The following is a 22,821-nucleotide window of genomic DNA, read 5'->3' on the forward strand; positions in this document are numbered from 1 at the left end:
GTGTAAGCCCTGAACGGGTCGTTCAGTGCGTTGAACGCACTAAACGACCCGTTCAGTGCGTTGGGAGCCCTGAACGACCCGTTTAGTGCGTTGAGCGCACCAAAAGGGTCGTTCAGGGCCTTAGTGGCGGTCATGGGGTGACGGTGGTGAGGGCTTCGGCCAGGCGGCGGACGCCTTCGTCGAGGACCTCGGGGGCCGCGGCGCCGTAGGTGAGGCGGAGGTGCGCGGCGGGGGATTCGGCGGCGTACCAGGGGCGGCCGGGGAAGACGATCACTGAGCGCGCGGCGGCGGCCGCGGTGAGGGCGGTGTCGTCGACGCCGTCGGGCAGTCGGGCCCACACGTGCAGGCCGCCTTGCGGGACCATCGCGGGTTCCACGGTGGGCAACCGTCGGCGGAGCGAGTCCAGGAGGGCGTCGCGGCGCTCCTTCAGGGCGCTCTGGAGCTTGCGGCGGTGTCGTTGCCACGCGGGCGAGGTCACGAAGTCCAACGCCGCGGCCTGCAACGGTCCTGCCACGAAGAAGTCGTCGAGCACGCGAGCGGTGCGCAGCCGAGCCCCGGCGACCCCGCGAGCACCGACGGCGGCCACGCGCAGGCCGGGCGCGGCGGACTTCGTCAGCGACCGCAGGTAGACGACGTGACCGTCGGTGTCGTCGGCGGCCAAGGGACGCGGCGGGTTGGGGTCGATCGTCAGATCACGCGCCCAGTCGTCCTCAAGCAGGAAAGCTCCTGCCTCGCGCACTGCGTCGAGCACCTGAGGCCGTCGTTCGGCGGAGAGCACAGCGCCGTGCGGGTTCGCGTAGAGCGGCTGGCTGTAGAACAACCGTGCCCCGGTCCGATCGAACGCCGAGCGGAGCAGGTCGGGTCGCACGCCGTGCGCGTCGGAGGGGACGGGCACGACGCGGAGCCCGGCGTGGCGGGCGGCGGCGATCGCGCCGAGGTAGGTCGGAGCCTCGACGAGGACCGGATCGCCCGGCTTCGCCAGCGCGCGGAAGGCCGTGGTCAGCGCGGGTTGCCCGCCGGGGCACACGACCATGTCGCCCGCGCGCAGCGCGCCACCGGCCTCTGCGGCGAACCACGTCCTGAGCGCGTCGCGGCCCTCGACCGGCCCGCGCTCCCAGGACGTGGGATTGCGTGCGGCGCGGGCGAGCGCGGCGCCGAGCGGGCCGACGGGTTGCAGTGCCGCGTCGAGGTAGCCGCTGGACAACGGGATGGCCTCCGCACGCGGCACGGCGAGCAGCTCCGGCAGCGCCTCCTCGCCGCGCGGCTGGTCGCCGAGCGCCACGGCCTGCCAGGACAGGTCCGGCGCGGCAGGGGGAGCGGGCGGGCGCGCGACGAAACTGCCCTTGCCGGGCACGGACTCGACCAGCCCCTCCGCGACGAGCACGCGGATCGCCCGCTGCACCGTGACCGGCGAGACGTGGTGCCGCCCCATCAGCTCGCGCACCGAGGGCAGCCGGTCGCCGGGGCGCCCCGCTGTGATCTCGGCGCGAAGCTCGCCGATAACGCCAGCCAACGCGTTATCCTCATTCATGAGAGAGCAGAGTAACGTTATCGAGCGCAGGCGGATAACGCCCGGCCTGGTGCTCGGTTCGCTGGGCGTGCTGGCCTTCAGCTTCTCGTTGCCCGCGACGCGCCTGGCGGTGGCGGGAATGGACCCCTGGTTCGTGGCGTTCGGGCGCGCGGTGGTGGCGGCCGCGCTCGCCGTCGTCTACCTCCGCGTCACCCGCGCGCCGCTGCCGGACCGGAGCCAGCTCTGGCGCCTGGCCGTGGTCGCTTTCGGCGTGGTGGTCGGCTTCCCGTTGTTCACCTCGCTCGCTCTCGTCACGCAGACCGCCTCCCACGGGGCCGTCGCGGTGGCGCTGCTGCCCGCCGCCACCGCCGTGTTCGCGGTGCTGCGCGCGGGAGAACGACCCTCGCGCGTGTTCTGGCTCGCCAGCGGCGGCGGCCTGCTCGCGGTGCTGGCCTTCTTCGTGGTGGCAGGCGGGGCCGGAGGTGGCTTCGAGGCAGCGGACCTGTTGCTGCTGGCGGCGATCCTGGCCTGCGCGCTGGGCTACGCCGAGGGCGGCGCGCTCTCCAGGGAGCTGGGCGGGGCGCGGACGATCTGCTGGGCGCTGGTCGTGTCGCTGCCGGTGACCCTCCCGGTGACGGCCGTGTCGGTGGCGCTCGGAGATTTCGCGAACGTGAACGCGTCCTCGCTCTTCGGCTTCGGATACGTCAGCGCCATCTCGATGTTCCTGGGTTTCTTCGCCTGGTACGCGGGTTTGGCCAGGGGCGGTGTCGCGAGGATCGGGCAGCTGCAACTGGTCCAACCGGTTCTGACGTTGCTCTGGTCGGCCCTATTCCTCGGCGAGAACCCGGGCATCGCCGCCGTCGGAGCGGCCGTGATCGTTTTGATATGCGTCGCCCTCACCCAGCGCGCCCGCTGACCGTGCTAGGGTTGCCCTAGTTGCAGTTGTGTTACCCATGGATTTAGGGCGCCTGCGAGAGTTTCATCCGCGGGCGTTTTGTTTTGCCGGGGTGTGATATGTCCGGGGTTCTAGGGTGAGCATGCCGCGACTCAGGGCTCGCGAAGCGGGTCCTGACGGTTTGTTCTACATGGAGTGAAAATGGCTACTGGTGTTGTCAAGTGGTTCAACGCGGAAAAGGGCTTCGGCTTCCTGACCCCGGACGGCGGCGGCGCTGACGTCTTCGCCCACTACTCGGCGATCGACGGCAACGGCTACAAGTCCCTCGACGAGGGCCAGAAGGTCGAGTTCGAGATCGGCCAGGGCCAGAAGGGTCCGCAGGCCAACAACATCCGGGTCATCTGAGCCTCGGACGGTCTGTACTGACGCGGGGGCCCGCGCCACTTCGGTGGCGCGGGCCCTTTCGTGTTCCCCTCCGGGCCGTCGGCCCCGCCCGATACGATCCCCGCACCGCTCGTGCTCGCGAAAGGACTCCCGTGATCGGCAGGACCGGCAGGGTGACCGGGCGCGTCGGCCCGGGGCTGGTCGGTGAGGTGATGATCGAGATCCGGGGTGGGATCGAGGCCTTCTACGCCTATCCCGCCGAACCCGGTCAGTTCATCGAGCCGGGGGCCGAGGTCCTCGTGGTGGGCTACGACCCGCCGCGCAGCGTGCACGTGCAGCCGTGGTTGTCGATCGGCCACGGGTAGGGCGAGAACAAAGGGGGGAACGTTGAACTCGACGTTGTGGACCATCGGTGGCATCGCGCTCGGCGTGCTGGTGCTGCTGATCCTGCTGCGGATGGTGTGGAAGGTCGCCGAGCCGGACGAGGCGCTGATCATCTCCGGCCTCGGTGCGCGCAGCAAGGTCTCCGAGGCCGCGGACAGCATGGGCTTCAAGATCATCACCGGTAAGGGCGTGATGGTCGTGCCCGGTTTCCAGACCGCGCGCAGGCTCTCGCTGGACACCCGCTCGGCGAACCTGGAGGTCTCCTGCGTCACCAAGCAGGGGCTGCCGGTCACCGTGCGCGCCGTGGTGATCTACAAGGTCGGCGACGACTTCGTGTCCATCGCCAACGCCGCGCGCCGCTTCCTCGCCCAGCAGGGCAACATGAACGACACCATCCACGAGCTGTTCTCCGGTCACCTGCGCTCCATCGTCGGCGGGCTGACCATCGAGGAGATGATCCACAACCGGGACGCGCTCACCGGTGAGGTGCGCCAGTCCTCGGCGATCGAGATGAGCAAGCTCGGCCTGGTCGTGGACTCCCTGCAGATCCAGGAGATCGAGGACGAGTCCGGCTACATCCTCAACCTGGGCAAGCCGCACGCCGCGGCCGTCGCCGCCTCCGCGCGCATCGCCGAGGCCCAGCGCGACCAGGAGGCCACCGAGGCCGAGCAGATCGCCCAGGCCAACAAGGCGGCCGCGCTGCGCGACAGCAAGATCAAGCAGGCCTCCTACCAGGCCGAGATCGACCAGGCCAACGCCAAGACCAAGCAGTCCGGTCCGCTGGCCGACGCCACCGCGCGGCAGGAGGTCGTCAAGCAGGAGACCAGGGCCGCGCAGCTGGAGGCCGACCTCGCCGAGCAGCGGTTGCAGTCCCAGGTCCGCAAGCCCGCCGACGCCAAGGCCTACGACACCAGGATCTCCGCCGAGGCCGACCGCGACGCGCGCGTCGCCAGGGCCGAGGCGGACGCCAAGGAGACCGAGCTGCGCGCCGCGGCCGACGCGACGCGGGTGAAGACGGCGGCCATCGCCGAAGCAGAGGCCACCAAGGCGCGCGGTGAGGCCGCCGCGACCGCGACCAGGCTGACCGGTGAGGCCGACGCGGCCAGTGCGCGGGCCCGTGGCCTCGCCGAGGCCGAGGCGGCCAAGGCGAAGGGCCTCGCGGAAGCCGACGCGATCAAGGCGCGCGCGACCGCGCTCGCGGAGAACCAGGAGGCGGTCGTCGCCCAGCAGCTCGCCGAGCGCTGGCCGGAGATCGTCTCGGCGGGCGCCGGTGCCTTCGCCAACGTGGACAACATGGTGGTGCTCAACGGGGCCGAGGGCATGTCCGAGCTGTTCACCAAGGCGCTGTCGATGGGCGGCACCGGGCTCGGCCTGGCGCGCACCCTGATGCAGGCCATGCAGTCCCCGCAGAACGACCAGCAGCCGGCGTCGCCGAAGACCAACGGCGTCACCCCGATCCCGGTCGACCTGCCGGCCAAGGACTGACCGGGTACCAGCCGAGATGGCGGAGTGGTTCCAGCGCACGTTCGTGGAGACCGGCAGGCTGCCCCTGCTGTGCTTCCTCGGCGGCATGGTGTTCGGCTTCGCCTTCATCCGCATGTCCGTCCGGCTGATCAGGGCCAGGGTCCGTTGGTGGCCCGGCAACTTCACGCCGGGCGGACTGCACATCCACCACGTGGTCTTCGGCGTGGTGTTCATGATGATCGGCGGCGTCGCCGCGCTCGCCATCCCCGATGACCACGAGGGGTGGCGGGCGACGGCGGCGGTCGTCTTCGGCATCGGCTCCGCGCTGGTGCTGGACGAGTTCGCGCTGATCCTGCACCTGCGCGATGTGTACTGGACCGAAGAGGGCCGGATCTCCGTCGACGCGTTGTTCGTCGCGTTCGCGCTGACCGGGATGCTGCTGCTGGGACTGCGGCCGCTCGGGCTGGACGAGGCCGCCGCGCTGCTCGCTCCGAACGAGCCCGGAGCCATCGCACTGACCGTGCTGGTGATCCTCGCGGACCTGGCGCTGGCGGTGGTGACCCTGTTCAAGGGCAAGGTGTGGTCCGGGTTGCTCGGGCTCTTCGTCCCGGTGCTGCTGGTGGTCGGCGCGCTGCGGCTGGCGAGGCCCTCCTCGCCGTGGGCGCGGTGGCGCTACCGCGTGGACACCCCGGCGGGCAGGCGCAAGCTGGTCCGCTCGCGCTGGCGGGAACGGCGGCTGCGGGTGCCGGTGATCAAGGTGAAGATCTGGTTCCAGGAGCTGCTCTCCGGCAGGCACGACGAGCCGTCCAGCTGATTTGCCGCCGGTTCTAAGGTCGGAGCATGCAGGGGGAGCGGTTCTCCGGCCGCGCGACGGCCCTCGCCACGGCGATCACCTTCGGCTGCGCCGTCGCGACCGTCGCGGCCTGGGTGCTCAACGCCTGGGCGCCGGGCGCGGGTGCCCGGTCGGCGTGGTTCTGGGTGCTGATGGTCGAGCAGTCCGTCGAAGGGCTGGCGTTCGCGACGATGGGCGCCCTCGTCGTCGCGCGCGTGCCGAACAACCGCCTCGCCTGGCTGTTCCTCGTCGCCGGGTGCACCACCTCGCTGTACCCGCTGTTCAGCGCGACGATGCTCTACGAGCTGCCCGCCTGGGCGCGGGTGGCGGTCTTCCTGCCGTGGCTGGGCACGAACTTCCTCAACATCGTGGTCTTCCCCGCGCTGGCCCTGTTCTCCCCGGACGGGCAGCTGCCGGGGCCGCGATGGCGGGCGATGCTCGTCGCGCTCCCGGCGATCGCGGTGTTCGACCTCTACGCGCTGCTGAACTCGATCCCGCTGACCGGCAGCCTCATCCCGGCCGCCGTGCACGAGCCCGGCCAGGGCTGGCCCGGCATCGACCTCGTCCGGATCGCCGTCGCCGTGCACCAGCTGCTCTGGGCGATGTGCCTGTACTCCTTGTACGCCAGGGGAAAGCGGGCGGGCGGCCTGGTCCGCCGGCAGAACCGCGCCGGGCTGGCGATCTACCTGTTGATCTTCGCGGCGTACTCGGTGGAGATCTGGTTCGCGCGGGGCTCCTTCGTGTGGTTCGGGCCGACCCTGCCCGACTGGCTGTTCCTGGTCTCCCGCGCGCTGATCGCCCTCGTCGGCCTGCCCGCACTGGGGTTCGTGCTCACCCGCACACGGATCTACCAGCTGGACCGGGCGGCGCGGGCCACGATCATCGCGGTGACGGTGATCGGCGGGTTGGCGCTCGCCTACGTCGTGGTGACCGCGCTGCTGTCGAGCGTGCTCCCCGGCGCGGCGTCGTGGGGAGCGCTGGTCGTCGCGCTGGCGACGGGCTTGGCGGGTTTCGGGTTGCGCGATGCGGTGCGCTTCGTGCGACGACGGGTCGACCGGGCGTTCTACGGGGAGCGCGCCGAGCCGTACCGGGTGTTGCGCGCGCTGCCGCGCCGGGTCAGCGAAGGCTTGCCGCCCAACGAGATCCCGTTCGCGGTGTGCCAGACGGTGGTCAGCGTGCTGCGCCTTCCGGCGGCGGCGATCGAGGTGGAGGGCAGGTGGCTGGCGTGCGTCGGTACCTCGGAGGGAGAACCGACGGCGTTCGCGCTGGGGACCACCGGCCGGTTGCTCGTGTGGCCGCGTTCGGGACAGCAGGAGCTGGACGAGCTGGACATCGCCGTTCTGGAGCCGGTCGCCGAGCAGACCGCGTCGGCGATCACGACGTTGGTGGCGGGGGAGCGGTTGGAGCGCAGCGTCGAGCAGGAGCGCCTGCGGCTGCGGCGGGATCTGCACGACGGCCTGGGGCCCTCGTTGGCCGGGGTGGCGCTTCAGCTCGGCGCGGTGCGGACGATGCTGCCGCCGCGTTCGGAAGCGTCGTCGCTGCTGTCCTCCGTGATGGTCCACATGAGACAGATCGTGGATGATTTCCGCCGTGTGACGAGGAACCAGCGCCCGCTGCTGTTGGAGGAACACGGTTTGCGCGGCGCCATGGTCGAGCTGTGCCGTCGTCTGTCTACACTGGACACAACTGTGGTCGCGGAGCTGCCGGAGGAGTTGCCCGGCGTTCATGAGGAGGTCGTGTTCCACGTGGCCGCGGAGGCGTTGGCGAACGCCGTGCGGCACGCGGGAGCGCGCTCGATCACGTTGCGGGTCACGGTGACCGGCGAGTCGATCACCGTGCAGGTCCGCGACGACGGGGCGGGTATCGCGGAGTCCGGCGCGCCGGGGATCGGCCTCGCTTCGATGCGCGAGCGCGCCGCGGCGGTCGGCGGGCGCTGTGAGATCGGCAGCGGGCCTTCGGGCACGACCGTTCGCGCTGAGTTCCCTTTGGAGGGACAGTGAAATCGGCTCGCGTGGTGGTGGCGGCCGCGATCAGCTTCGTGTGCCTGGTGCTGTGCGTGGCCGCGTGGGTGCTCTACGCCACAGCGCCGCCCGGACCGCCCCGGCCGCTGTGGTACTGGCTGATGACCGGTGAGAAATCCGTTGAGGGCCTGGGGTTCGCGGTCATCGGGATGTTCCTCGTCGCGCACATGCCACGGCTGCCGTTGGGGTGGCTGTTCGTCGTGCTCGGTGTCAGTGACGCGCTGTACCCGTTCCTGGGGGCCGTGCTGCGCCACGAACTGCCGGAGGGACTGCGCACCGCCGCGTTCCTGGGCTGGCTCGTCGTGAACGTCGCGGGCGTGGTGCTGTTCCCGCTGCTGACGTTGTTCACGCCGGACGGGGTGCTGCCGGGGCGGCGGTGGCGGTGGGTGTACCCGGCGCTCGGCCTCATCGCGGCGGCCCAGGTCGTCGGCCTGCTGCTGATGGTGCCCGTGCCCGGCGGGCAGGCGCTCGTCCCCGGTCACTCCGGGCTGGGCGTTCTCGTGCTGAGGACGGCGATCATGGCCTTCCAGGCGCTCTGGGCGGTGTGCCTGGCCGCCACCTACCTGGACCTCCGAAAGCGGCCGAAGGGGTTGCGGCGCAGGCAGATCACGGTGGTGCTGACGATCTTCTCGGTCGGCTACGCCTCGTTCTTCCTGGAGATGTGGTTCACCGACCAGTCCTTCGCGCGGGCCGTCGTGACGGTGCCGGACGCGGTGCTGGACGTGCTGCGCCTGGTGATCGCCCTGGTCGGCCTGCCCGCGCTGGGCTTCGCGATGACGCGGACGCACCTGCACCAGATCGACCGCGCGGCCCGGGTCACGGTGATCGCGGTGACCGTGACCGGCGGTCTGGTGCTGTCGTACACGCTGATCACGGCTGTGCTGTCGCGCGTGCTTCCTGGCGCGGCGTCTTGGGGAGCGCTGGTCGTCGCGCTGGCGACGGGCTTGGCGGGCTTCGGCCTGCGCGATGCCGTCGGAGCCGTCCGTCGTCGCGTCGACCGCGCCTTCTACGGCGACCGCGCGGAGCCGTACCGGGTGCTGCGAGCCTTGCCCAGCAAGCTCAACGAGGGTTTGGCGGCGGGCGAGATCCCGTTGGCGGTGTGCCAGACCGTGGTCACCGTGCTGCGCCTGCCCGCCGCCGCGATCGAGGTCAACGGCACGCGGTTGGCGAGCATCGGAGCTTCGGCCGGGGAGCCGACGGCGTTCGCGCTCGGGGAGACCGGGCGGCTGCTCGTGTGGCCGCGTTCCGGGCAGACGTCGTTGGACGAGCTGGACATCGCAGCACTGGAGCCCCTCGCGGAACAGACCGCGACCGTGATCAACACGATGCTGATCGGGGAGCGCCTGGAGCGCAGTGTCGAGGAGGAGCGGTTGCGGCTCCGGCGGGATCTGCACGACGGCCTCGGCCCGGCGCTCGCGGGGGTGACCCTGCAACTGAGCGCCGTGCGCACGATGCTGGCGCCGCGCTCCGAAGAGGCTGCGCTGCTGGAGAGCACGTCCGTCCACATGCGACAGATTCTCGATGATTTCCGCCGTGTGACGAGGAATCAGCGGCCGTTGCTGCTGGATCAGTACGGCCTCCGTGGCGCGCTGGTCGAGCTGTGCCGACGACTGTCCACCACCGCGACCCCGGTCGTCGCGCACATCCCTTCGGAGCTGCCGCCGCTGAGCGAGGACGCCGTCTTCCACGTCGCCGCCGAGTCGCTGACCAACGCGGCACGCCACGCCTCCGCGACCTCGATCAGTCTCACCGTGACCGTCGAGCCGGAGTGCGTCGTCGTCGAAGTCCGTGATGACGGCAGGGGAATCGTCGACCCTGCGGGCGTTGGCGTTGGCATGGTGTCGATGCGTGAGCGGGTCGCCGCGACCGGAGGAGCGTGGAGCGTCGACACGTCGTCGTCGGGCACCGCGGTCCGGGCCAGCTTTCCCGTGCGGGCGCTGGAGGTGGCGCCGTGAGGATCGGGGGCTTTCGCTCCGCCAAGGCCGCTGTCGAGTACGAGGCCAGCTACCTCGCCGGGATGAGCCTGCTGCCGGAGCCGGCGGCCGTGTACGACGTTCCCACGGCCTACGGCTCCGTTCGCGTGTACCGGTTCGGCTCTGGCTCGGGTGCGCCGATCGTGCTGCTTCCGGGGCGAGCGGGGACGACGATCATGTGGCGCCCCACCATCTCTGCCCTCTCAGAGCACCGATCGGTCTACGCGGTGGAACCGCTCGGCGAGCCCGGGATGAGCACGCAGACCGCGCCGATCACCAGCGCCGCCGACCAGGCGGAGTGGCTGTCGGCAGTGCTGGAGTCGTTGGACCTGCGCGAAGTGCACCTCGTCGGCGTGTCCTTCGGCGGCTGGCTCGCGTGCAACCAGGCCGTGCGCGCGCCCTCGCGGCTCGCTTCGGTGGTCCTGGTCGACGCGGTGAGCACGTTCGCCCGCTTCTCGGCGCGGTTGGTGTTCAGCGTGGCTGTCGCCGAGCTGCGCGGTTGGCGCGCGTTCCTGAGCTGGGTTTCCGGCGGTGCGGCGATGCCGGAGAGCGACCCGGTCGCCGACGTGATCATCAGGGGGATGCGGACCTTCCGCCTCGGCACCCCGCTGCCGTCGCGCTTCACCGACGAGCAGCTGCGCGGCGTTCGCATTCCGGTGCTGGCGATCGTCGCCGGGCGCAGCGTCATGCACGACCCGCGCGCCGCGTACGCCCGTGCGAACGCGTTGGTCCCCAACGTCGAGGCTGAGTTGTGGCCCACCGCGAGCCACGGCTTGTCAGCTGAGCTGCCGGTCGAGCTGAACGCCCGCGTCCTGCGCTTCGTCAACGGCAACAGGACTGTCAACGGCAACAGCGGGTTCGCCGAGTCGTACGGCGATGACTCCGGCCAGGACCAGCGCGCCGCCCAGGAGCTGTGAGGCGCGCGGGGCCTCGCCGAGCAGCAACCAGGCGAAGACGAGCGCCATCAGGACCTCGTTGAGGGCGACGAAGGACGCCAGGCGCGAGCCGAGCCTTCGCGTCGCCGCGATTCCGGCGACGTAGGCGAGCGCCGCGGTCACCACGCCGAGCGCGAGCACGGGCAGCCACCAGGCGACGGTGAACCCGTTGAAGGCCACGGGCGCGGTCGACGCCGTGAACGGCACGATCCCGGCCAGCCCCGCCAGCACCAGCGCGATGCCCCCGATCAGCAGACCGCCTGCGGCGAGAACGGTGCCGGGCAACGCGTTGTCCTCGCGGGCGGAGAGCACGAAGTAGGCCGCGGCGCCGACCATCGCGGCGAGCGCCCACAGCACGCCGACCAGGCTGACCCGGGCTCCTGACGTCACTTCCAGCACGAACAGCAGGCCCAGCACGCCGAGCCCCGCGCCCAGCACGGTCAGCCCGGTGGGGCGCTGGCCCCGGCTCAGCCACAGCCAGCCGACCACGGCGACCGGAGCGGTGAACTCGATCAGCAGGGCGACGCCGACCTCCATGTGCGCCACCGCGTTGAAGTACGCGAGCTGGCATCCCGCGATCGCCAGCAATGCGTACACGGCGATGAAGGAAGCGTTGCGGCGCAACAGTTTCCACTGTCCGCGCAGCTGTGCCGCCGCGATCGGCGCCAGCACCACCGCGGCCAGCAGTACGCGCGCCGCCACCGCGGCCGCCGACGACCACCCCGCGTCCATCAACCCCTTGGCCAGTGGCCCGGACAGTCCGAAGGAGGCCGCCGCCAGCAGCGCGGCGCCCCATCCAGCTCGCGTGTCATGAGTCATCGGCTTCATGACACATGACGGTATGGCCGGTGAGGTAATGTGTCAACGTGCTTTTCACTGATGACACCGCAGGGGCGCTGGCGTCGGCGGTCGCGCTGGTGAACTCGGCCGAGGAGCCGGACACGCTGACCGGCCTCGACCAGCTCGACGCCTTCTTCGCCGAGCACGGCTACACCGGCTCCCGTTCCCGCGACGCCGAGGAACTGGCCCAGGTGAGAGCGCTGCGCGCCCCGCTGCGGACCCTGCTGACCAGCGACCGCGACACCGCCGTGGAGATCGTCAACCGGATGCTCGCCGAGCACCGCGCGCTGCCCCGGCTGGTCCGGCACGACGCGCTCGACTACCACCTGCACGCGGTGGAGGACGACCGGCCGTTCGCCGAGCGGATCGCCGTCGAGACCGCCATGGCGATGGTCGATCTGATCCGCGCGGACGAGATGGGCCGGTTGTCGCTGTGCGCGAGCGACAGCTGCGAGGGGCTCGTGCTGGACCTCTCCCGCAACCGCTCGCGCCGCTACTGCAGCACCACGTGTGGCAACCGTCTCGCCGTCGCGGCCTACCGCGCACGCAAGGGGTGAGTGTTAGCGTCGATGACGTGCAGAAACGAGAGCTCGGCAGGACTGGTCGGCGGGTTGGCGTTGTCGGGCTCGGCGCGTGGCAGCTCGGCGCCGACTGGGGCGAGGTCGATGAGGACCAGGCGCTCGGCGTGCTCTCCGCCGCTGCCGACTCGGGCGTCACGTTCATCGACACCGCCGATGTCTACGGTGACGGCCGCAGCGAACGGCTCGTCGGTCGTTTCCTGAAGGGGCGCGATGGCATCACCGTGGCGACCAAGATGGGTCGCAGGATCGCGCCGCAGGACCCCGCGATCTACGCGTTGCACAACTTCCGCGCGTGGACCGACCGCTCCAGGGAGAACCTCGGCGTCGACACCCTGGATCTCGTGCAGCTGCACTGCCCGCCGACGCCGGTGTACTCCAGTGACGAGGTCTTCGACGGGCTCGACACCCTCGTGCAGGAGGGCCGCGTCGCCGCCTACGGCGTGAGCGTGGAGACTCGTGCCGAGGCGCTGACCGCGATCGCCCGGCCCGGTGTGGCCAGCGTGCAGATCATCTTGAACGCGCTGCGGCTCGGCCCGCTCCTTGAGGTTCTGCCTGCCGCGCGCGCCGCAGGTGTCGGCATCATCGCTCGCGTGCCGCTGGCCAGCGGTCTGCTTTCCGGCCGCTACGACGCCAGCACCACTTTCGCCGACAACGACCACCGCAGCTACAACCGCAACGGTGAGGCGTTCGACGTCGGCGAGACCTTCTCCGGGGTCGAGTTCGAGACGGGTCTCGAAGCCGTGCGCCGCTTGGCCCCGCTCGTCCCGCCCGGTGCCGGTATGGCCGCGTTCGCCTTGCGCTGGATCATCGACCAGCCCGGTGTCAGCGTCGTGATCCCCGGTGCCCGCAACGCTTCTCAGGCTCGGGCGAACGCCGCCGCTGCCGACCTCCCGCCGCTCACCGCTGAGCAGCTGGAGGCCGTGCAGGGCGTCTACGACGAGTTGATCGCTCCGCAGGTCGCCGACCGCTGGTAGGGCTCAGTCCCGCCGGGGTTCGTTGTCCCGCGATCCGCGCAGCGAGCCCGGGTGGGCCTTCGCCGAGGGGTCGTTGCGCGTCTTGAGCAGGCTCGCCACGGTCACGATCACCAGGACGCCGATGATCACGCTGAGGCTGACCGGGGTGGAGATCTCCGGCACGCGCGGGTCGATGTCCACGTGCGCCCAGTGCAGCATCAGCTTGACGCCGATGAAGGCCAGGATGAGCGCGAGCCCGGTGGAGAGGTAGACCAGCCGGTCGAGCAGCCCCTTCACCAGGAAGTAGAGCGCGCGCAGGCCCAGCAGCGCGAAGGCGTTGGCGGTGAAGACGATGTAGGGCTGCTCGGTGACGCCGAAGACGGCCGGGATGGAGTCCAGCGCGAAGAGCAGGTCCACGCTGCCGATCGCCAGCAGCACCACGAACAGGGGAGTGACCAGCCGCCGCCCGTTCTCGCGGACGACGAGCTTGCCGCCCACGTAGCCGTCCGTGCTCGGGAAGAGCCTGCGAGCGGTCTTGACCATGACGTTGTTCTCGACGTCCGGGTCCTCGTTGCGGTGCCGGAACAGCTGCACGGCGGTGAAGACGAGGAGCAGGCCGAAGATCAGGAACATGAAGGAGAACAGCGACAGCAGGGTGGCGCCCAGCGCGATGAAGATCGCCCGCATGATCAGCGCGAGCACGATGCCGAACGTCAGGACCTTGTGCTGGTGCTCTTCCGGTACCGCGAACGTCGTCATGATGATCACGAAGACGAAGAGGTTGTCGACCGAGAGGCTCTTCTCGACGATGTAGCCCGCGAAGTACTCCGTGCCGAAGTCCCCGCCGTGGCTCAGCGCGAACCACACCCCGAAGCCCACCGCGACCAGGATGTAGAACACCGACCACGCCGTGGCCTCGCCGAAGCCGACCTTGTGCGGCCGGACCGCCGCGACGATCAGGTCGATGGCGAGCAGGGCGACGATCAGACCGATCGTCAGTACCCACGTGAGAACGCTGATGTCGAGCATGCCGCCTCCGGCCTTTTGTCGGATTCGTCCGCGATCTTAATGAAGCCCGCTCGCTGACGCGCCGCGAAACGCGAGTGATCCGCGCGGCATGTTTCCCGGCGCCTCTCAGCAGCGGGTGAGTCGTTCGTCGACTCTGATGTTGCGCATCGGCGTCTGGTCGGGGTCGACCCACTTCGGTGGGGTGAAGGTCGGGATGCCGTCGTGGAAGGTGATCTTCCAGCCTTCGTCGTGCATCACGTGATGATGATGTGAACACAGCAGGACGAGGTTGTCGATCTTGGTGTCGCCTCCGTGGAGCCAGTGCACTACGTGATGTGCTTCCGTCCACGCCGGGGGTCGGTCGCAGCCGGGGAAGGCGCATCCTTTGTCCCGTACCGCCAACGCTTTGCGCATGGCTGGGGTCGCGGTGCGATGGTTGCGTCCGACGTCGAGTGGTCTGCCTTCTCCGCCGAGGAGGACCGGGAGGATGTTGGCATCACAAGCGATCTGCCGCACCAGCCGCGCGGTGATCGGGTCGCCCCATGCGGTGTAGCCGGTGCCGAGGCTGGCCATCAGGTCGGTGTAGGAGATCGTGACGATCACCTGCGGTCGTTCGCCTCCGTTGGTGGGCAGTGCCTTGGTGGCGAGGGCGAGGTCGATGACTTCGGCGAAGGCGTCGGCGTAGCGCTGTTCGGTGGTGCGGTCATCGCCGGGTCGTTTCTTGGCCAGGGCGTGCATCAGGGCTTGGATCTTCTGCCCCGTGAGGGTGTCGAAGCTGCCGATGAGGTGCAGGTGGCCGTGTTCGTTGGTGCCCATCTTCATCGACCGCTGCGCGATGCCTTCTTTCTCGTCGCGGTAGGTGCCTTCGGGGTCGCAGTGCGCCCGAGTCACCTTGGCGGCGTACATCAGCTGCCGGGGGTTGAGGCGGGGCGCGTGACGGCACAGCTCCTTCTCCACCGCCTCCGCTTTCTTCGCGGGCACTTTCGCGACGGTGTCGGCGATGATCTGTGCGTGCCGGGCACTGATCACCCCCGCATGCAGTCTCTCCCTCGTCCTCTCCAACGAGGGCAGTTGCTTCACCAGTCGACTGCGCCGGTTCGCGTCTTCGGGTGCGATCTTCAGGGTGGCGCGCAACAACACCGCCAGATCCTTACACCCTTCCCGCGCAGGCAGGCCTTGAGACTCCGCCTCAGCAGCGGCCTCGATCGCCGAAGCGGTCACCAAGTTCAAGATCGTCTCGTGCTTCCGTAGGTGGTCCAGCAGTGCATCACCGGTCAACCGATACGCATCCCCCTGGCCCAGATGCACCTTCAAAGATTCGATCATTCCGTTGGTATCAAACACCATTCTCCCCCTCACCCCTCCTCTCTATTGTCTCAAATTCGAAGATCGAGATCCTGTCCCCAACGAGTGAATCACGTTGAGCCACAACAGTTTTCGCCCGTCGACTCCGTCGACATCACCCCACAACCAGCCACCCACAACGAAACCGCCAGGCGCCCACGAAACGGTCGGCTTTACCTGGGGAGCGCGTGCCATACGCTTGCTGGCGTGGGCCGGTGATCCTTCACCGTGCCCGCCCGGCCCATGACGGCACGCGCAAGGGGCCCCCAGGTCAAGCCGACACCCACGCAGCAACCCCCGCGCCCCACGCACCCAACTCAACCTGGAAGCGCGGCCGCACCCCGCTGGAAAGAGCTAAAGGCTCTAGCTGTTCCCCCGCTGGAAGCCCAGCCGTCCCCTAGCTGGAAGCGCAGCTGTTCCCGGCCTGGAAGCCCAGCGGTCCCCTAGCTGGAAGCGCAGCTGTTCCCGGCCTGGAGGTCCAGCGGTCCCCGACCGGGGAAGTCCAGCCGTACCCGACCCGGAAGCCCAGCGGTACCCGACCGGGAAGCCCAGCCGTACCCGGCTGGAAAGAGCTAAACAATCTCCCACTCCCCAAGAAGCAGCCACGAAGATGCGGGGGCCCGCCCGACTCCATGCCGCTTCCAGTCGATTGACTTCCCCTGTCGCGGCAACGGTTCCTTGACACGCTCCGCGCCCCGCTCGATATTCCGTGGTGATTTCCCCGAGCACGAAGGAGACCGTCATGAAACTCCTCAAGCGCCTCGTCCGCCGTCGCAGGTTCGCGTCGCCGGGCTACTACGCCTATCCGGCCGTGTGATGAACCCGCGTGCGGCGGCCTTGTCCGCGGCCGCCGCACGATCGGGTGCGGAGGTGGAGCCGGGGGTCTGGTTGGTCACTGATCCGCTTGCCGCGGAACGGCTTCTGGCGAACAGGGCGGCCTTGCCACCGCGCGGTGATCTTCGCAATGAAGTGACCTCGTGGGGGCCGGACGGGCCGGCGATGTGGATGGCGGTTCGCCGGGCGATGCGGCCGTTGTTGTCCGCGAGTGCGGTGGATGCGTTCGTGCCGCAGATGATCGAGGTGGCGCAGGGGATCGGCCAGGGCGTGGTCGACGCGATGCGCGAGGCCGTGCGCCTGGTCTCCGCGATCAACGTCCGCTATGTGCTCGGCGAAGACGTTCCGAGGATTTCTTCCTTGGTGGACAAGGAACTCAGGTCACAGCGGCGCCGAGTGCAGCGCGCGACCTTTGAAGTGATCCGGCAGCATGTACGCGTGAGCCGCACAGGCTTTCCGGCTCATCTCAAGGAACACGGCTTCGACGAGCGCACGATCACTCTGGCTGTGCGCACAATGTTGTTGTCCAGCCACAACGTTCCAGCGGCAGCGCTCGCGTGGTGCTTCCACGAGGTGTCGGCCCGACCGGACGTCCAAGAGCGGGCGCGCGCGGATTCGCAATTCTGCGGGGCAGTCGTCCGCGAAGTGCTACGCCTGCACCCGCCGGTGTGGCAACTGCCCCGCCAGCTCGCTGAGGCGGTCGGCGACTACCCGGCGGGCGCGACTCTGTTGTTCAGCCCCTACCTCAATCAGCGGGACCCGCGAGCCTTTGCTGAGCCGGACGAGTTTCGACCACAGCGTTGGCTTTCGGGTACCTGTCCGGCGTCCGGCAGCTACTTCCCGTTCGCGCTCGGACCGCGTTTCTGCCCGGGCTCGCAGCTCGCGCTCACCGAGCTGACGGTCATCCTCAGCGCGGTGCTCCAGTCGCACCAGCTCGTGCCCCGCCGGGCTCCCGGCCCTTCGCGCGGCATCCTCCACGCGCCGCGCAAACTCCGTATCCACGTGCAATCGTGAACGTGTCTACGTTTCGCGTGCCCGACGCCCCTTCTTGCGAAGGCTCGATCGCGCCGCCACGGCACCCTTCGGAGACCTAGTCTCCTGGCCCATGAGACGCATCAGCAAGATCGTTATGAGTGGTGCCGTGGTCGCGAGCTGCGCGCTCGTCGGCTCCCCGGCGTCAGCGGCAGAGGCGGCGGGGGCGATCCCGTGCGTGGCGGCTCGGGACTCCCGGGGCGTCGACATGGTGTGCAGGACCGGGTTCTACTACGTGATCGCCCTCTGCGAACTCCAGGGACCCCTGACGGGCAAGCCCAAGGAAGTGAGGAGCAGGAAGCGTGACGACGGCAAGCCGACCACGGCGAACTGCCCGACGGGCTACTACCTGCCGAAGAAGGGGAACGTCATCTACCTCTGGGGTCCCAAGAAGCCCAAGCCCATCGAGATCTAGGGCTTGTCCTGCAAGTGGTTGCGCTGTGTGTTCCGGTCACGGTGTCGCCGGGGGTTGGGGTGTCTTCAAGACCCGCAAACCCCGCTGTTGATCATCGCTAACCGCCGCAAACCCTGCGGTGTTGCGGGGTTTGCCGTCGTTGAAGACGGCTGGGGTGGGGGTTGGGTGGTCTTGAAGACCGGCAAACCCGGTGACTTACAGGACAGGGCCTAGTTCGGCTCGTCGGAATCAGGGCTCTCCAGGAGCAGTCGGGCGACCACGGCGTCGGCGACCTCGTTGGCGCGTTCTTCGGACATGCCGCGTTGCAGGGCCGCCTCGTACACCCGCCGCCGCACCTCGGCGAGCTGGTCCTTGGAGAGCGGCGGGATCGTCACGGGCGCCGAGCGCTTGCGGAAGAGCTTGCGCAGCAACGCCTTGGCGCCCTTGGCGGTGCCGTCGACCGCCGCGCCCGCCGCCTTCTCGGCGATCTGCTCCATCACCAGCCACACCACCGGCGTGATCATCACGGCGACCTCGCCGAGGCCGAAGCCCAGCGGGTCCCGGCGGTGGCCGCCGCGGCGCAGCCGCCGGACGACGGTGGCGTCGTCGAAGAGCACCAGGCCGTCCACCACCGGCAGTTCCTCCGGCGCGACCTTGGCCACCACGTCGCGCACCACGTCTCGAACGGCTGCTGCACCCATACGACCACGATGACGGCACACGCCCCCGTTGTCGACAGCGAGACGGCAACGATGATCAGCCACAGTGGACGGTCGAAGGCTGTTTCCGCTGCGCGCGGGCGAGGAAAGCCACCGCTGCCAACGAGATCACGATGACGGCGATGCCGTACACGTCCGCGGTCGCGGCGAGCCCGAACGAGGTCGCCGCCGCGCCGGCCGCGATCGCGGGCAGGCTGAAGGCAAGGTAGTTCACCGTGTAGATGGTTGCGAAAAGCGCGGCGCGGTGCTCCGGCGTGGCGAGCGCCGCCGCGGTCGCGAACGCGCCGAGGAAGGAGATGCCGAAACCGAGGCCCGACACGACGCTTCCCAGGAACAGGGTCGCGAGGGAGCCGGCGTGCAACCCGATCAGGGTGATCGCCAAGCCCAGCGCGAGCCCGAGCGCGCCGGTGACCATCGCCGACCGGGGTGCACGGCCACGCGCCAGCACCGAGCCGACCGCGGCGCCGATCATCAGCGAGCACACCACCGCGCCGCTCACGAGGTGGTCGCGCAGGTGCAGGATCTCCGCGACGAGCGACGGCCCGAGCGACAGGTAGAGCCCGGCGACGCCCCAGGTCGCGGCGAAGATCGGAACGGTGCCGAAGAACGTCGTGCGCCCAGCGGCCGGTACCGCGAGCCGAGGCCATAGCGACGCGAGCGCCCCGGGACGCCGCGTCGAGGTCTCCGGCATGAGCGCGATCCCCGCCGCCATGAGCGCCGTCACCGCGATGAGCAGCACGAAGACCAGCGTTGTCGGCGCGGGCGCGTACTCCACGAGCAGGCCGGAGCCGAGCGCGCCGAGACCGAGGCCGAGCCCGGGGACGGCGCTGGTGATCAGCGCCGCGAGCCCTGGCCGGTGTGGCGGCTGCACGTCGACGAGCCCGGCGGTGATCGCGCCCGTAGCGGCCCCGGTCGCCAGGCCTTGGAGCACGCGCGCCAGGAGCAGCCAGCCGACGCCGTCCGCGCTGACGAACACGACGAGCGCTGCGAGCTGGACGGCGAGCGAGGCGAGCAGAACCGGGCGCCTGCCGATGTGGTCCGACACCGCACCGACCGTCACGAGAGCGGCCAGCAGCGCCAGCGCGTACACGCCGAACACCACGGTCAGCGTGGTGCCGGTGAAGCCCCATTGTGCTTGGTACACAACGTAGAGCGGTGACGGCGCGGCCGCGGCGGCCATGAAGGTGAACAGGGTTGCCGCCAACGTCCAGAACGCGAGGGAACGCGTCATGCCGCCTCCTTAAAGCAAACATCTTGGCTTTCGCGACGCTACGGCACGGCGCCGACTAAAGCAAAGTGCTCTGCGTTAAGCTCGGTGCATGGCCACCACCCGCCGCCCCGGCGGTCGCAGCGCCCGTGTCCAGGCCGCCGTGCACCGCGCCGTCACCGAACTCGTCGTCGAGCGCGGGGCGGACCAGGTGACGATCCCTGCCGTGGCGGAGCGCGCCGAGGTCAACCCGACGACCGTCTACCGGCGCTGGGGCTCGATCCCCGCGCTGCTCGCCGAGGTTGCCATCGTGGCTGAAGGCGGAGCGCCCGCGCCGACCGGGGACCTGCGCGCGGACCTGGCGGACTTCGCCGAGTGGACGCTGGCCGACCTCGCGCGCCCCGGCGGCATCGCGTTCTTCCGTGCCGAGGTCGCCGCTGATGTTGACGACCGCAGGGCGGGCCTGCGGGAGTGCTTGAAGCGCACGAGCGCCACCATCGAGGCCCTGCTCGACCGTGCGCGCGAAGCCGGTCATGAGCCGCCGACGCTCGCCGAGGTCATGGACCGGGTCGTCGCGCCGCTGTACTTCCGCGTCGTGTTCTCCGTGCCGGGAACGGACGCCGCCTACGCGCGGCATCTGGCCCATGCCGTTTCCGGGAAACCTGAATCCCGTTGACGTTTGGCATGCTTTTCCTTACGTGCCAACAACTCTGTGAGTCTTCGCCGGTGCGGCTGCGTGATTGTGCTGAACTTTTCTCACGTTAACCGGAATCAGGGTTACGGTCCGCGTGCTGCCAATCGGACAAGGGAGAAAACGCATGCGTGCTCTGATGGTTCTCGGTGCCAGTGCCGTTCTCAGCATTGGCCTGATGGGTGTTGCCTCGCCGTCGGCGGAGGCCCTGCCGACGGGGTGCAGGACGGCGAAGCTGGCGGAGGTCGGGATCTCGGACTGCTCCGGGGGCACCGGCCTGCACCGTGCTCGCGCGGTCTGCAAGAACGGCTCGGTCGTCTACGGCGCGTGGGCCCGGGTGCGGGTCGGCTCGTTGGCGTTCTGCCCCAACGTCGGGGCCGACTCGGTCAGCAGCGTCTCGGTCGAGCTTCGCGACTGACCAGTGCCAGCAGCTCGTCGACCGACCACTGGTCGTAGGCGTGCTCGCCGTGCTTCTCGGCGAGCACGCGGCCGTCCTGGTCGATGAGGAAGTCCGAGGGAAGTCCGAGCCGCCCGCCCTCCTGCCTCGTGGCGGGCGGCCGGAACCGGCCCAGCAGCGTCAGGGCCGTGCCGCTCAGGATCGCGCCCCACGTTCTCGGGTGCAGCAGCGCGCGGCGGCCCGACTCCACGCCGAATTCCCTGTAGTAGCGCCGTTTCGGGTCCGCGATGACGGCGAACGGCAGGTCGTGCCCGCGCAGCTCGTCGGCGGGGGAGTGGAAGAAGACCACCTCGCGGACGCCCGCCGCGACGATCTCCTCGTGCCGCAGCACCACCGAGCGCAGGTGGAGGTTGCAGATCGGGCATCCTGCGAAGCGGCGGAATTGCAGGTGCACCAGTCGATCCGGATCGGGAACGCGGACGCGCTCCCCGGAGACGGTGATCAGCTCGCGCGCGGTGACCTCGTGCACGGAGGGCCCCCCTCGTAGGCGTGTGGTGTACGCCTACGAACGTATGCGCGTATGCTGTACGCTGTCAAACACCATGCCCCGACCCAAGTCCCTGACCCCGGACCAGATCGCGACCGCCGCGATGAGCGTGCTCGACCGCGACGGTCTCGACGGCCTGTCCATGCGCGCGCTCGCCCAGGAGCTGGGCATGGGCACGATGTCGCTCTACCGCTACGTCAGCGACCGCGACCAGGTCGAAGAGCTGGTGGTCGACCTCGTGCTCGGGGCGGTCGACCTGAACGTCGCCCGTGGCACTCCGGCGAAGCGCCTCGGCGTGCTGGCCGACCGCGTGCGCGTCGCGGTGTCCGGGCACCCGGCGGTCGTGCCGCTGCTGCTGACCCATCGCCACAGTTCGCCCAGTTCACGCCGCTGGGGTGAGGCGGTGCTGACCGTGCTCACCGAGGCGGGGCTGACCGGCAAGCGCCGGGTGATCGCCTTCCGCGCGGTGCTCGCCCACGTGTTCGGCGCGCTCCAGGTCGCGCACTTCGGTCCGCTGTCCGGGCCCGGAACCGCCGCGCTGGCCGAGCTGCCGCCGGAGGAGTTCCCGTTGCTGGCCGAGACCGCCGCGCGCGCCAGAACCGTTGCGCCGGAAGAGGAGTTCCGCAAGGGCTTCGAGATCCTGGTGCGTGGGCTCGGGCTCAGCTGAAGCCCGCGCGGTCGGCGGGCGGAACCCACTGCCGCGCCGGGTCCAGCGGCGTGAAGTGCTCCTCGACGTGCCGCACGAGCTTCGGCAGCGCGGGGTGCGGGTGGTGCCGGTTCAGCAGCAGCGACCACGGGTAGACCGGAACCGGTTCCACGATGGGGATCTGGACGACGTCGGGGTACCACGGCACCCGCATCCGCTCGGCCGCGAAGCTGAACCAGTCCGTGGACTTGCCCAGCCGTTCCAGCAGGTCGTCGAAGCCGAAGTGCGGGCCGGTGGTGTCGATCCTGATGCCCAGCTCCTCCTCGAACGCCTCGTAGTAGTCCGCCCACTCGCTGCCCGGCTGGTTGTCCGGCATCCACGCGGTGCCCCCGACCAGCTCCGCCACGGTCACCGCGCGCCGCTTCGCCAGTGGGTGTTTGCTCCCCACCAGCAGGTGCAGGGGTTCGAGGTAGGCCGGTCGGTGCGCGACGGACTCGTCGAGCGTGCCCATCACGCGGGCGAACGCCGCGTCGACGCTGCGGTCTGCGAGGGCCGGTCGCGCGTCGCGAAGTCCTTGGGAGGTCACGATTTCCACCTCCACGCCGGTGGCCTGGTAGAACTCCCGGACCAGTTCCGTCGAGGCCAGCCAGGTGTGGAGCACGTCGATCCGCAGCGGCCGTTTCCTGGCTCGCAGCGCCGCCGTCGCCTGGTCGGCGACCGTGAGCAGCGCGCGAGCGTGCGGGAGGAACGCGTCGCCGTCGCCGGTGAGGCTCGTCCCACTGCTGCGTGAGCGGTGCAGCAGCGTCGTCGCCAGGTCGTCCTCCAGTCGGGCGATCCGCTTGGACACCGCCTGCTGGGAGAGCCCGAGCCGCATCGCCGCCTCGCCGAAGTGCCGCTCCTCCGCCACCACGACGAACGCGCGCACCGCGCCGAGGTCCAGCTCCACCGTCACTCCTTTTGGTTGTCAGCGCCGTGTGCCGGTTGTTGGACGACGGCTCCACGACCGGGTTCCAATGCCCCGGCGCTGAGGAACCTACAACGATGGGGAGTGGCCGGGGTGGACACGTTCGTGCACCTGCACGTGCACACCGAGTACTCGATGCTGGACGGTGCGGCGAAGATCGCTCCGCTGTTCGCTGAGGCGCAGCGGTTGGGGATGCCCGCGGTGGGGATGACCGATCACGGGAACATGTACGGGGCGGATCAGTTCTACCAGCAGGCGAAGAAGTT

At 69.8% G+C, this 22,821-nt stretch carries 23 protein-coding genes and 1 pseudogene; 16 read left to right on the forward strand and 8 right to left on the reverse strand.

Features of this window, described 5'->3' with window-relative positions; translation table 11 throughout:
• Positions 1 to 130 precede the first annotated feature (130 nt).
• A complete protein-coding gene (locus ABD798_RS33355) occupies positions 131 to 1,531 on the reverse strand; it encodes an aminotransferase-like domain-containing protein (protein WP_344884185.1) in 1,401 nt (466 codons plus the stop codon).
• On the opposite strand from ABD798_RS33355, the gene ABD798_RS33360 reads away from it, so the two are divergent.
• From ABD798_RS33360 to ABD798_RS33395, 8 genes are all read left to right on the forward strand, one after another.
• Positions 1,530 to 2,426: a DMT family transporter gene (locus ABD798_RS33360; RefSeq protein ID WP_344884188.1), complete on the forward strand. Its 897-nt coding sequence runs from the start codon at positions 1,530 to 1,532 to the stop codon at positions 2,424 to 2,426. The two genes, ABD798_RS33355 and ABD798_RS33360, sit on opposite strands and share 2 nt — an antisense overlap.
• 180 nt (positions 2,427 to 2,606) lie before the next feature.
• Complete coding sequence (locus ABD798_RS33365) at positions 2,607 to 2,810, forward strand: cold-shock protein (RefSeq protein WP_344884191.1); 204 nt, start codon at positions 2,607 to 2,609, stop codon at positions 2,808 to 2,810.
• A 131-nt stretch (positions 2,811 to 2,941) separates the two neighbouring features.
• Positions 2,942 to 3,154 carry a hypothetical protein gene (locus ABD798_RS33370; RefSeq protein ID WP_344884194.1) on the forward strand — a complete coding sequence of 71 codons (213 nt, stop codon included), beginning with the start codon at positions 2,942 to 2,944 and terminating at the stop codon, positions 3,152 to 3,154.
• Positions 3,155 to 3,176: 22 nt separating this feature from the next.
• Positions 3,177 to 4,658 (forward strand): SPFH domain-containing protein, encoded by a 1,482-nt coding sequence (locus ABD798_RS33375; protein ID WP_344884197.1) that lies wholly within the window; start codon positions 3,177 to 3,179, stop codon positions 4,656 to 4,658.
• Positions 4,659 to 4,674: 16 nt separating this feature from the next.
• Positions 4,675 to 5,451: a hypothetical protein gene (locus tag ABD798_RS33380; RefSeq protein WP_344884199.1), complete on the forward strand. Its 777-nt coding sequence runs from the start codon at positions 4,675 to 4,677 to the stop codon at positions 5,449 to 5,451.
• A gap of 26 nt (positions 5,452 to 5,477) precedes the next feature.
• Positions 5,478 to 7,469, forward strand: coding sequence for a sensor histidine kinase (locus ABD798_RS33385; protein ID WP_344884202.1), 1,992 nt, complete (start codon positions 5,478 to 5,480; stop codon positions 7,467 to 7,469).
• Positions 7,466 to 9,445, forward strand: coding sequence for a sensor histidine kinase (locus ABD798_RS33390; protein WP_344884205.1), 1,980 nt, complete (start codon positions 7,466 to 7,468; stop codon positions 9,443 to 9,445). Before ABD798_RS33385 ends, ABD798_RS33390 begins: the two co-directional genes overlap by 4 nt.
• Positions 9,442 to 10,380, forward strand: a complete 939-nt coding sequence (locus tag ABD798_RS33395) for an alpha/beta fold hydrolase (protein ID WP_344884208.1) — start codon at positions 9,442 to 9,444, stop codon at positions 10,378 to 10,380. The genes ABD798_RS33390 and ABD798_RS33395 overlap by 4 nt, the downstream gene beginning before the upstream one ends.
• A 12-nt stretch (positions 10,381 to 10,392) precedes the next feature.
• On the opposite strand, the pseudogene ABD798_RS33400 reads toward ABD798_RS33395, so the two are convergent.
• A pseudogene (locus ABD798_RS33400) lies at positions 10,393 to 11,226 on the reverse strand (EamA family transporter); the annotation flags it as partial.
• A gap of 38 nt (positions 11,227 to 11,264) precedes the next feature.
• Between ABD798_RS33400 and ABD798_RS33405 the strand changes: the two are divergent.
• Both ABD798_RS33405 and ABD798_RS33410 read left to right on the forward strand, forming a co-directional pair.
• The gene (locus tag ABD798_RS33405) at positions 11,265 to 11,795 is read left to right on the forward strand and encodes a CGNR zinc finger domain-containing protein (protein WP_344884211.1); all 531 of its coding nucleotides are present in this window, start codon (positions 11,265 to 11,267) and stop codon (positions 11,793 to 11,795) included.
• 17 nt (positions 11,796 to 11,812) lie between these two features.
• The gene (locus ABD798_RS33410) at positions 11,813 to 12,793 is read left to right on the forward strand and encodes an aldo/keto reductase (protein ID WP_344884214.1); all 981 of its coding nucleotides are present in this window, start codon (positions 11,813 to 11,815) and stop codon (positions 12,791 to 12,793) included.
• 3 nt (positions 12,794 to 12,796) lie between these two features.
• Here the strand turns inward: ABD798_RS33410 and ABD798_RS33415 are convergent, their stop codons facing one another.
• Both ABD798_RS33415 and ABD798_RS33420 read right to left on the reverse strand, forming a co-directional pair.
• Positions 12,797 to 13,801: a TerC family protein gene (locus ABD798_RS33415; protein ID WP_344884217.1), complete on the reverse strand. Its 1,005-nt coding sequence runs from the start codon at positions 13,799 to 13,801 to the stop codon at positions 12,797 to 12,799.
• A gap of 105 nt (positions 13,802 to 13,906) precedes the next feature.
• Positions 13,907 to 15,127 (reverse strand): HNH endonuclease signature motif containing protein, encoded by a 1,221-nt coding sequence (locus ABD798_RS33420; protein WP_344884220.1) that lies wholly within the window; start codon positions 15,125 to 15,127, stop codon positions 13,907 to 13,909.
• A gap of 867 nt (positions 15,128 to 15,994) precedes the next feature.
• On the opposite strand from ABD798_RS33420, the gene ABD798_RS33425 reads away from it, so the two are divergent.
• A complete protein-coding gene (locus ABD798_RS33425; RefSeq protein WP_344884222.1) occupies positions 15,995 to 16,972 on the forward strand; it encodes a cytochrome P450 in 978 nt (325 codons plus the stop codon).
• A 91-nt stretch (positions 16,973 to 17,063) separates the two neighbouring features.
• Positions 17,064 to 17,405 (forward strand): hypothetical protein, encoded by a 342-nt coding sequence (locus tag ABD798_RS33430; RefSeq protein WP_344884225.1) that lies wholly within the window; start codon positions 17,064 to 17,066, stop codon positions 17,403 to 17,405.
• A gap of 209 nt (positions 17,406 to 17,614) precedes the next feature.
• On the opposite strand, the gene ABD798_RS33435 is transcribed toward ABD798_RS33430, so the two are convergent.
• Positions 17,615 to 18,085 (reverse strand): hypothetical protein, encoded by a 471-nt coding sequence (locus ABD798_RS33435; RefSeq protein ID WP_344884228.1) that lies wholly within the window; start codon positions 18,083 to 18,085, stop codon positions 17,615 to 17,617.
• 55 nt (positions 18,086 to 18,140) lie between these two features.
• The gene (locus ABD798_RS33440) at positions 18,141 to 19,334 is read right to left on the reverse strand and encodes an MFS transporter (protein WP_344884231.1); all 1,194 of its coding nucleotides are present in this window, start codon (positions 19,332 to 19,334) and stop codon (positions 18,141 to 18,143) included.
• A gap of 88 nt (positions 19,335 to 19,422) precedes the next feature.
• On the opposite strand from ABD798_RS33440, the gene ABD798_RS33445 reads away from it, so the two are divergent.
• A complete protein-coding gene (locus ABD798_RS33445) occupies positions 19,423 to 19,986 on the forward strand; it encodes a TetR/AcrR family transcriptional regulator (protein WP_344884234.1) in 564 nt (187 codons plus the stop codon).
• A 142-nt stretch (positions 19,987 to 20,128) separates the two neighbouring features.
• Positions 20,129 to 20,419, forward strand: a complete 291-nt coding sequence (locus ABD798_RS33450) for a hypothetical protein (RefSeq protein WP_344884237.1) — start codon at positions 20,129 to 20,131, stop codon at positions 20,417 to 20,419.
• Here ABD798_RS33450 and ABD798_RS33455 read toward each other — a convergent pair.
• Complete coding sequence (locus ABD798_RS33455; protein WP_344884240.1) at positions 20,388 to 20,927, reverse strand: peroxiredoxin-like family protein; 540 nt, start codon at positions 20,925 to 20,927, stop codon at positions 20,388 to 20,390. The genes ABD798_RS33450 and ABD798_RS33455 overlap by 32 nt on opposite strands.
• A gap of 73 nt (positions 20,928 to 21,000) precedes the next feature.
• Here ABD798_RS33455 and ABD798_RS33460 point away from each other — a divergent pair, with 73 nt between their 5' ends.
• Positions 21,001 to 21,612, forward strand: coding sequence for a TetR/AcrR family transcriptional regulator (locus tag ABD798_RS33460; protein ID WP_344884243.1), 612 nt, complete (start codon positions 21,001 to 21,003; stop codon positions 21,610 to 21,612).
• Here ABD798_RS33460 and ABD798_RS33465 read toward each other — a convergent pair.
• Positions 21,605 to 22,537 (reverse strand): LysR family transcriptional regulator, encoded by a 933-nt coding sequence (locus ABD798_RS33465; RefSeq protein WP_344884246.1) that lies wholly within the window; start codon positions 22,535 to 22,537, stop codon positions 21,605 to 21,607. The two genes, ABD798_RS33460 and ABD798_RS33465, sit on opposite strands and share 8 nt — an antisense overlap.
• Positions 22,538 to 22,648: 111 nt before the next feature.
• On the opposite strand from ABD798_RS33465, the gene ABD798_RS37295 reads away from it, so the two are divergent.
• The coding region (locus ABD798_RS37295) for a PHP domain-containing protein (protein ID WP_425549315.1) at positions 22,649 to 22,821 on the forward strand (173 nt) is incomplete at its 3' end.

Source organism: Allokutzneria multivorans, from assembly GCF_039537405.1.
Classification (GTDB): Bacteria; Actinomycetota; Actinomycetes; order Mycobacteriales; family Pseudonocardiaceae; genus Allokutzneria; species Allokutzneria multivorans.

Excerpts from the sequence above, each read along its gene's own strand:
- ABD798_RS33360 (WP_344884188.1), top strand. The coding sequence starts at position 1,530 with ATGAGAGAGCAGAGTAACGTTATCGAGCGCAGGCGGATAACGCCCGGC.
- ABD798_RS33355 (WP_344884185.1), bottom strand. The coding sequence starts at position 1,531 with ATGAATGAGGATAACGCGTTGGCTGGCGTTATCGGCGAGCTTCGCGCC.
- ABD798_RS33365 (WP_344884191.1), top strand. The coding sequence starts at position 2,607 with ATGGCTACTGGTGTTGTCAAGTGGTTCAACGCGGAAAAGGGCTTCGGC.
- ABD798_RS33380 (WP_344884199.1), top strand. The coding sequence starts at position 4,675 with ATGGCGGAGTGGTTCCAGCGCACGTTCGTGGAGACCGGCAGGCTGCCC.
- ABD798_RS33385 (WP_344884202.1), top strand. The coding sequence starts at position 5,478 with ATGCAGGGGGAGCGGTTCTCCGGCCGCGCGACGGCCCTCGCCACGGCG.
- ABD798_RS33415 (WP_344884217.1), bottom strand. The coding sequence starts at position 13,801 with ATGCTCGACATCAGCGTTCTCACGTGGGTACTGACGATCGGTCTGATC.
- ABD798_RS33420 (WP_344884220.1), bottom strand. The coding sequence starts at position 15,127 with ATGGTGTTTGATACCAACGGAATGATCGAATCTTTGAAGGTGCATCTG.
- ABD798_RS33430 (WP_344884225.1), top strand. The coding sequence starts at position 17,064 with ATGAGACGCATCAGCAAGATCGTTATGAGTGGTGCCGTGGTCGCGAGC.
- ABD798_RS33435 (WP_344884228.1), bottom strand. The coding sequence starts at position 18,085 with ATGGGTGCAGCAGCCGTTCGAGACGTGGTGCGCGACGTGGTGGCCAAG.
- ABD798_RS33440 (WP_344884231.1), bottom strand. The coding sequence starts at position 19,334 with ATGACGCGTTCCCTCGCGTTCTGGACGTTGGCGGCAACCCTGTTCACC.
- ABD798_RS33445 (WP_344884234.1), top strand. The coding sequence starts at position 19,423 with ATGGCCACCACCCGCCGCCCCGGCGGTCGCAGCGCCCGTGTCCAGGCC.
- ABD798_RS33450 (WP_344884237.1), top strand. The coding sequence starts at position 20,129 with ATGCGTGCTCTGATGGTTCTCGGTGCCAGTGCCGTTCTCAGCATTGGC.
- ABD798_RS33460 (WP_344884243.1), top strand. The coding sequence starts at position 21,001 with ATGCCCCGACCCAAGTCCCTGACCCCGGACCAGATCGCGACCGCCGCG.